The sequence below is a fragment of the Acidobacteriota bacterium genome, assembly GCA_003225175.1.
Lineage (GTDB): Bacteria > Acidobacteriota > Terriglobia > Terriglobales > Acidobacteriaceae > Gp1-AA112.
The window spans coordinates 1587-8738 of record QIBA01000116.1 but is presented as its reverse complement, the minus strand read 5'-3'; the positions used below and the strand labels follow the sequence as shown (position 1 = coordinate 8738).

The 7152-nt window shown below is 54.0% G+C and carries 9 protein-coding genes; all 9 read right to left on the bottom strand.

Annotated features, from left to right (window positions below; all coding sequences use genetic code 11):
* On the bottom strand, positions 1-901 hold a 901-nt coding region (locus DMG62_22825; GenBank protein ID PYY20630.1), incomplete at its 3' end, for a hypothetical protein.
* Positions 902-1151: 250 nt separating this feature from the next.
* Positions 1152-2123, bottom strand: a complete 972-nt coding sequence (locus DMG62_22820; protein PYY20629.1) for a hypothetical protein — start codon at positions 2121-2123, stop codon at positions 1152-1154.
* 103 nt (positions 2124-2226) lie between these two features.
* On the bottom strand, positions 2227-3579 hold the full coding sequence (locus DMG62_22815; GenBank protein ID PYY20628.1) for a hypothetical protein: 1353 nt from the start codon (positions 3577-3579) through the stop codon (positions 2227-2229).
* Positions 3580-3613: 34 nt separating this feature from the next.
* Positions 3614-4282 carry a hypothetical protein gene (locus DMG62_22810; protein PYY20627.1) on the bottom strand — a complete coding sequence of 223 codons (669 nt, stop codon included), beginning with the start codon at positions 4280-4282 and terminating at the stop codon, positions 3614-3616.
* A gap of 474 nt (positions 4283-4756) precedes the next feature.
* Positions 4757-5362, bottom strand: a complete 606-nt coding sequence (locus DMG62_22805; GenBank protein PYY20626.1) for an acetyltransferase — start codon at positions 5360-5362, stop codon at positions 4757-4759.
* Positions 5296-6303 carry a hypothetical protein gene (locus DMG62_22800; GenBank protein ID PYY20625.1) on the bottom strand — a complete coding sequence of 336 codons (1008 nt, stop codon included), beginning with the start codon at positions 6301-6303 and terminating at the stop codon, positions 5296-5298. Before DMG62_22800 ends, DMG62_22805 begins: the two co-directional genes overlap by 67 nt.
* 6 nt (positions 6304-6309) lie before the next feature.
* A complete protein-coding gene (locus tag DMG62_22795) occupies positions 6310-6618 on the bottom strand; it encodes a hypothetical protein (GenBank protein PYY20624.1) in 309 nt (102 codons plus the stop codon).
* Complete coding sequence (locus DMG62_22790; protein ID PYY20623.1) at positions 6545-6883, bottom strand: hypothetical protein; 339 nt, start codon at positions 6881-6883, stop codon at positions 6545-6547. The genes DMG62_22795 and DMG62_22790 overlap by 74 nt, the downstream gene beginning before the upstream one ends.
* Complete coding sequence (locus DMG62_22785; GenBank protein ID PYY20622.1) at positions 6873-7085, bottom strand: hypothetical protein; 213 nt, start codon at positions 7083-7085, stop codon at positions 6873-6875. The genes DMG62_22790 and DMG62_22785 overlap by 11 nt, the downstream gene beginning before the upstream one ends.
* Positions 7086-7152: the final 67 nt, after the last annotated feature.

The window sequence follows — 7152 nt, the reverse complement described above, 5'->3', positions numbered from 1 at the left end:
AACGAATCTTTTGCCTCAATCGATTCGACAGCAACGCGACAGCCAATCCCGCAAATGCCAACAGCACGATCAATGCCTGGAGCTCGAACGCGTCGGCTTTTCCAGTTCGTGCCACCACCTCAGCAAGGACACCTACGACGAAGAGATAGGCCCCAGCCAAGACAAACGTCAGTGACGTGCGCAACACAGCATGCGAGGGATAAACGTCGATCTCGCCGAACCCGCTTCGTCGAAAAGCTATAACGATCAAAGCGCAGCCGATCAGAAGCGCAACGCTGTCTATCCTGCTTAACACCAGAATGCCGTCCGAAAACAGCAGCGCTTGGCTCGCAGTGTAAATTTGGGCCCCGAAAATGATTCCCAAACCGATCACGACGAATTTGATTCTCCACTGCATCGTGCCGACAGCAGATCGAAACGTCCTTTCCAGGTTCATCAGAATCACAACGGCGGAGACGAGCTGAAACCCGTTCAACATTCTGGCCGCCGCGTGCGAGCGAACCCACGAGTCTGAATCGGAGTCGATAAGAGACACAGGCAGTAATTGATTTCTGAAAATCACCGATATCCCAACGGGAATAAGCACGGCCGCCACTACGAGCAGGCGCGACCGCGACGGCAAGCTTCGCGCATTTCCCCGCGAGTAAGTAAGGCTGAAGCAAATCCAAATGCCCGGGAAAAAGGATTTCGCGATGAGGGTAAGGCTTCCCCAGAATGCTGCCTTTTCGGGGATTACCGCGTCGCTCCACATCGCGCCGAACAAACTCTCCAAGCCGAAAATCAGCATCCCAACCGAGAAACACCAGGTCGCCAGAGAACGCTTTGTGCGGCACGCAGCGATGGCGGCGAGCGCCAAACTGAAGGCGCCGGCGACGAAAGCTAGAATCGTGTTCGGGCTCACAAACTATTTCTAGCTGACATCATGTATCGCGTTACAGACGCAACGGCCGCCGGAGCTTTCAGCCGATAAAAAAGTCGCAAATGTCATTTCGCCCATACAGGAAAAGAAACCTTCGCCCGCCACGTGAGCCCTAGCGACCACAAGGCGAGTGCTGGCACGACGGCGGAGCGCCGGTCTGGTACCGCTTTCTACGGCAAAACACAGACGAAGTTCCCGAAAATCTCCCGCGGGAAACAAGGCCCACAGGGAATCAGAGTTTGGTCTCGCTCTCAGCGCTTTCTCCCGTATCGCCCCTGCGCAGCAACCATAACAGGAAAAGAAATGGAATCAACGAAAGCACAAAGAACAGCGGTCCGCCGCGACGATGGATTAGACTATGGATCATCTGCGGACCCAGATGCACACAGAGAAGACCGATCACAAAAATACGAAATCCATTTCGTAAAATGGCGAGCGGGATGACAACCGCGATAAGTGCCACGCGCCGCCATGGCGTTTTCAAAAACAGATTGGCCGCCAGGATGCTGGTTATGAAGAGCACCAGACTCGAGCGGATGCCGCTGCATTCCTGCGCAACTTGAATGGTAATGTTTGGCAGCTGAAAAACAGGTCCGACACGAAAGAAAGGCATGCCACTGAGATGAAATAAAAGATTGGCCATCTCGGCCGAGGCGGCTGCGGAAGCCTGTTCGAGGGCATCCGCCATCGCATTCGGCATTGGCACCATGAAAATGAGGTAGGCCAATGGAAAGGCTGCAGCTCGCATCCAGGCACGTCCGAGAAAGAAAAAGCCTGCCGCTGCAAGACAGCAAAGGAACGACAGCGTCAGCAGCGTGAGGCGATCATTGATGCCCGGCACTCGCCCCGCAAAATCCAACCAGTAGGTGAAGATCAAAATGCCGAGACCGATAGCGAGGGACACGATTGCGAGCGGAAGATCGACAGAATATTTTTTCGGCAGTTGATCCCGTCTGATGTAAAGCAAGTAACCAGAAACGAACGGGATTAACAAAATGTATGAATGCAGTTGGCTGCTCGCCGCATACTTGATCAGCGTCAGCAGAGAGTGCCCGAAAATCGCCGCCAGCACGACCGCAAAACACGCGGCTCCCAAAAAACGCGACTTCTGCCTGTGCTTCAGTGGAGAAGATTTGGAGATGTTCCCTGTTTGCACAGAAATGGTGGGTTCGCGAGCAGCAGCTCCGTCTGATGAAGAGCGCATATGTTTGATCTCTGCTAAGGTCTCTGTCAGCTTGACGTCAGAAGGCAGTTTTCGATTCTTGCCTAGAGAGCTTCCTGCACGACTGCCGTTTCAGCTGTGATCTTCAGTAATGGTATGTTACGCCGGCGAAATAGTGATTCCGCGAATAGCCACCTGTAGCTCCTGACGAGAACTGGGCCGAGTACGTGGTATTAGCGTTAACTGCCCAATGGTTGTTGATCCTATAGTCGAGCCCGAGAGTAAATTGCAAGCCATCCTGTGAGCCTGCCGATGTCGTTCCAGATGACCCTTGATTGTTACTGTTATAATAATAAACTGCCGCTCTCGCGTTGATGCGCGAAGTTAGATCGTACCTTGCGTTCAGGCCGGTTCGGAACGTCGTGCTCCCCCTTGCGAGGCTGTTGGTGGACTGTTCGACTCCATAAGTTGTTATCCAGCTTAGCGAATGCTTGGGACCCCGATAATTAACATTGACTGAGCCGTACGGATCAATCGAGCTGCCGTCATCTTTGAAAGAGCGAAATGAGGACCCCCCAAGCACGTCAATGCTCAGGTCCTTGGTCAAATTATGATCGAAACCAACGAGAGCAAAATGAGTCGTGGAATCGCTCGGTGCGCTGTCGTAGTCGACGATGAGATAGCGATATTGTAAATTCAGGTTCGTGCGTGTGGTGAGGCTAAATTGCAGTCCTTCGGCAAGCGTATACTGGAACCGGTCCTGCTGGTTTAGGGTCGTCGTCGTCGCTGTCGTCTGCTCTGTCGTCTGCAAATAATCGACTCGCTCTAAGGTAAAGCTTGTTATCGAGGAGAGTCGCGGTAGCCAGTGATAGCTAAGCGAAAAAATACTGTGCGTGTCGAAGTGAGGAGCGCGGACGTTTTCCGGTCCAACATTGGATTGGAAATTCGGCTCGGTCTGGTAAGCGGCATAAACGTCAGCACGGAAGGAAAGGCGAGGCGAGAAATTATGCGTTAACCCTAAGGTAAGGGTGAGGTCCTTGTCATCTGATCCCACATCGGGAAACTGAGTAAAACGCCCGACGCCTATTAGATGAACTTCCGTGGGTTCAGCGAACCGATCATATGTCAGGACAAGGTTTTCTCTCACCGAAAATGAGCCTCGGCCGCTTCCGCCCGTGGTGGTATTGCTGCCGAGAACGTTGTTATCAAAACCGAGGTTCACACCGGCTGTGATTTCAAGCGGAACGTATCTCCCTCCACCACCACTAGCGCCAGCACCCGCTCTCCCTCCGCCCCTCAGACCACCGCCACCCGCTCCTGATATGGAACCAGCCCCTCCGCCACCCACACCACCGCCACCCGCTCCTGATATGGCCCCCCCCCCATATTGAGCCATCGCTTCACCGATCGGAGCAAGCAAGCAAGCAGCGAATAGCAGAACGAAACGCAGAACAAGAACGTGATTTCGGCATCCGCGAAATCGACATGGCAAAATCATGTTTGCAAGTCGCGCCCCCTGCCGGCACGTCAACTCAAAACACGCTGCGCCCGATATAAATCACGTCCCCATCCTGGACATACTCCGGTTGTACGGGCTGACCGCGAATCGACGACTTAAGGTTAAGGCTTTCAGTGCGCTGTACTCCGTTGATTATGCGAGTCAGATGAATATTGCTTAAACTTCCATAGTCACCCACTCCGCCCGCCTCCATAATCGCCTGGTACACAGTCGTTGGGCGATCAAATTCAATTTTGCCCGGTTTACCGCCAAATCCCGAGATTATCACAGTTGCAGGGCTGGTTTCCAAGGTGACCAGCACTTCTGGGTTATCGAGGTGCTCGTCATACCGGCCGATGAGTTGATTTTGAAAATCCATGACCCTTTTCCCCGCAGCTTGCACCTCACCGATCAGCGGCAAACTTACTTTGCCGTCGCGGCGAATTTTTTGTGTTTGGTCCAGATCGGCGTTTTCGGCGAACGCAATCTTGATCGTATCTCCGGGGGAAAGTCTTACAGCAGTGTAAGGACCTGGTGGGTACGGCAAAGGCGGCCACTTCGTCTGGCATCCAGCGCAGGCGAGCGCTGCAATCGCTATCAGCGCGAAGCAGCAATGAACGCCTCCTAGTTCGCCGTTCTTGCCACAAATTGCTTGCGTGCTGGGCTTTAGATTGTCGCAAATGCTTGTTCTCTTTCGCGTCATGTGGGCTTGTTTACTCCATAAGCTTGTTGATAGGCAAGATAAAAAACACCGCGATCTACGTTCCGACCTCGTGCGGCAGGAATCGGCACGATGGCGTTGCCTGTGATCTAGGTAGATTGGCCTCTCTCGGGTTCGCGGCTGCTCAAATATGAATTGTTTTCTCGATCAAGATGAGATTTCATCTGCACGTAGATCCTTCGCATGGAGTTCCTCGGTACTCTTCCGCGAAAGCGCCTCAGCTAAGCGGTTCGCCGGTCGAGGAGAAAAACCCGCCGCTCACCAGCAGACAGACAAATGAGAAAGTCACAAGCCCAAGATAAGCATTCCAGCTCATCCGGCCTGTATGTTGAACACCCGTCCCGTGGCCCACGCAGCCAGGCCCACACTGGCCATCAGTAGCGCCGGTTTAGGCGAGGACATGTATTTTCCCGGGAAGTTGATTCCACTCAATTCACGCTCCTGCCTTGGAGGCGGCTAAGTTGCAGCATCCCGGCTTTCTTCCGTTCGAATCGGGCGAAGGTGCTTGGAAAATTCCTTCAGCGAAACGTCTAACCTCAACGGCAGATCAACCGTGGCGATGGGCCGGGCGGGATTGCCTTGCACGACGGTTCGCGCCGGCACGGACTTTGTAACTACGCTCCCAGCGGCCACAATCGCACCCTTCCCGATCGTAACGTTTGGTAAGATGATCGCGCCCGGCCCGACGGTTGCATCTTCCTCAATGACTACACCTCGTCGCTCGCGAAAGTGCGCGATGATCGTCGCACGTATCTGAATCGTTGCCCGATCACGGATCGTGACTAACTCCGGCCACGACGTTTCGATGATGGCGTCATAGCCGATCCAGACATCCTTCCCGATATCAACTCCGCGCCATCGATGCAGCCAAACCCGCCAGGTAGTCGCACCTGGAGAATGACAAGCCAGCACCTGCAGGATTCGATTTTTGGCCGCGGAGAAAAATCCCTCTCGGTGTGCTATTTCAACACCGTCTGGAGTCATTCCCCATTGAGTCATGAGCTGCCGGCAGACCTCGAATTGGATACCGCCGGCATAGCACCTTCCTCGCGCAAAATGCATGCCCCCAAATGAAGACCGACTCCATAGTTCACCACCACGTGCAGCCGGCCCGTGTGGCCCCGGTGCCACTTGGCCAAGGAAATAATCGAATCGGTCGCTCCGCAATGCGCTCGCTCCGACATCTCGTCCATGATATGTTCCGCTTTACCAGTTTGGAGATAGCGGGTCACCATTTTCCAGGTATCTGGGAAAGTGTTTGGATAATGCAGCGCAACATCAGAAGCGGCCAGGTTCAAGCCCAGATCGGTCGCCAGACTCTGAATCATTTCCACCGTCCGCTTCACAATTTCCACCAGGGGGACCAACCGGCGCGTGGTAGAGTAGTAGCTTATCCCCAGGAGATGGTAGCTTTGTTTCTCGCGGCTAACCGAAAAGGCCGAGCTATGATCTGACCCAAGGATCCTTTCGCGCAACAAATCCACGGGAACTCCTGCTGGACAGCAATCCGCCATTAGACAAACGATCGGGCGATCATCAGCGACTGAGATCAGGCCGCTGCCGGTGATTAGAAGCGATAAGAAGCCGGCGCAGCCGCTGGCAAACGAACAAAGATAGGGCAAATGATCGATCTCCAGAGTCTGCATGATTTCGGCGGGGAAGTAACGATTGCGGGAGGCTCCGATAGTGTCGCCCGGTTCGAAGGGCATGACCGCGCATTCTGCATGGCAATGCTGCGTCACGAGCGCACGCGGGCTGCCAGCGCACTCGAGGGCAGAGCGCAAAGGATCGATCGCCAGATCCACAAGCGTCTCTCCTTCAGCCAGCTCCAGGCGATAGCGATAGCCCATGGCATTCAAAGTTTCCACCGAGCTGGCCAAGCGGCCACTCGCTTTCACTTCATCGAGAGTGCGTCGGACGCTCCCGAGCTTGTAACGCAGTCCCGAGATGAAAATCGGCTCTCTTTGATAAAGAAGTTTCATTCCGGGCGCGCCAATCTCCACAGCGGTTTATTCCCGCTCAGCCGGCCTGGCATGTTGCGCCACATAAACGGAAAGCGGTCCCACGATGGTGATCTGTTCCGCATCCAAAGTCGCCATATCCAATCGGATTCGAAATTGATCCTCAATCGAGCTGATCATCTCGAGCACTCCGAAAGAATCGATCACTCCCGAAAGCAGAAAATCAAAATCATCGCCGATTTCAGCCGGAATCAAGCCAATTCCGTGAATCGAATCAGCGTATTTAGTGAGAAGAAACTGTCTGACTTCCTCTGGGGTGATCTGGGTCACGGGAGTTTTGTTGCTGGATACCTTCAGGACCGCACGCTGCCGCTCGCTGTCTTACCAATGAGACGCCTTTTTTGAGCAGCGTAGCTCGGATCTCTTCATAACTGCGCAACCTCCCGATTTCATCAACGTCAAAATCGATCAGAAAAGTGCCCTGCAGATCGGCGATCAACTGCACCATCGCCAGGGAATCCCATGCCGCGACAGCGTTTTGCGTGATCTCCTGCGGCTGCACGTCAGGCGGCAGATTAAAGAACTCCCTCAAGAGGCGGAGCAGAGCGTCACTATGCTGCATCGGGTTCGTCTATCGCATTGATCCAGGATGGATATAAACGCGGCGCAAGCGGCGTCAACTCATAGCGCTTAACGGAACCATTACCTTCCACCTGACGAAAACCCAGTTTATCATAAAAATCTGCGACCAGGCTGTTTTTGCCCGTCGCAACATATTCTGCCTGCAGTTTCCGCACACCCTTTTGATAGGCACGGTTGACCATCGCAGCCCAAAGCGCGTGTTCCACACCACGACCCAAGGCGCGGCAACTCACCAACAAGCTATCAATG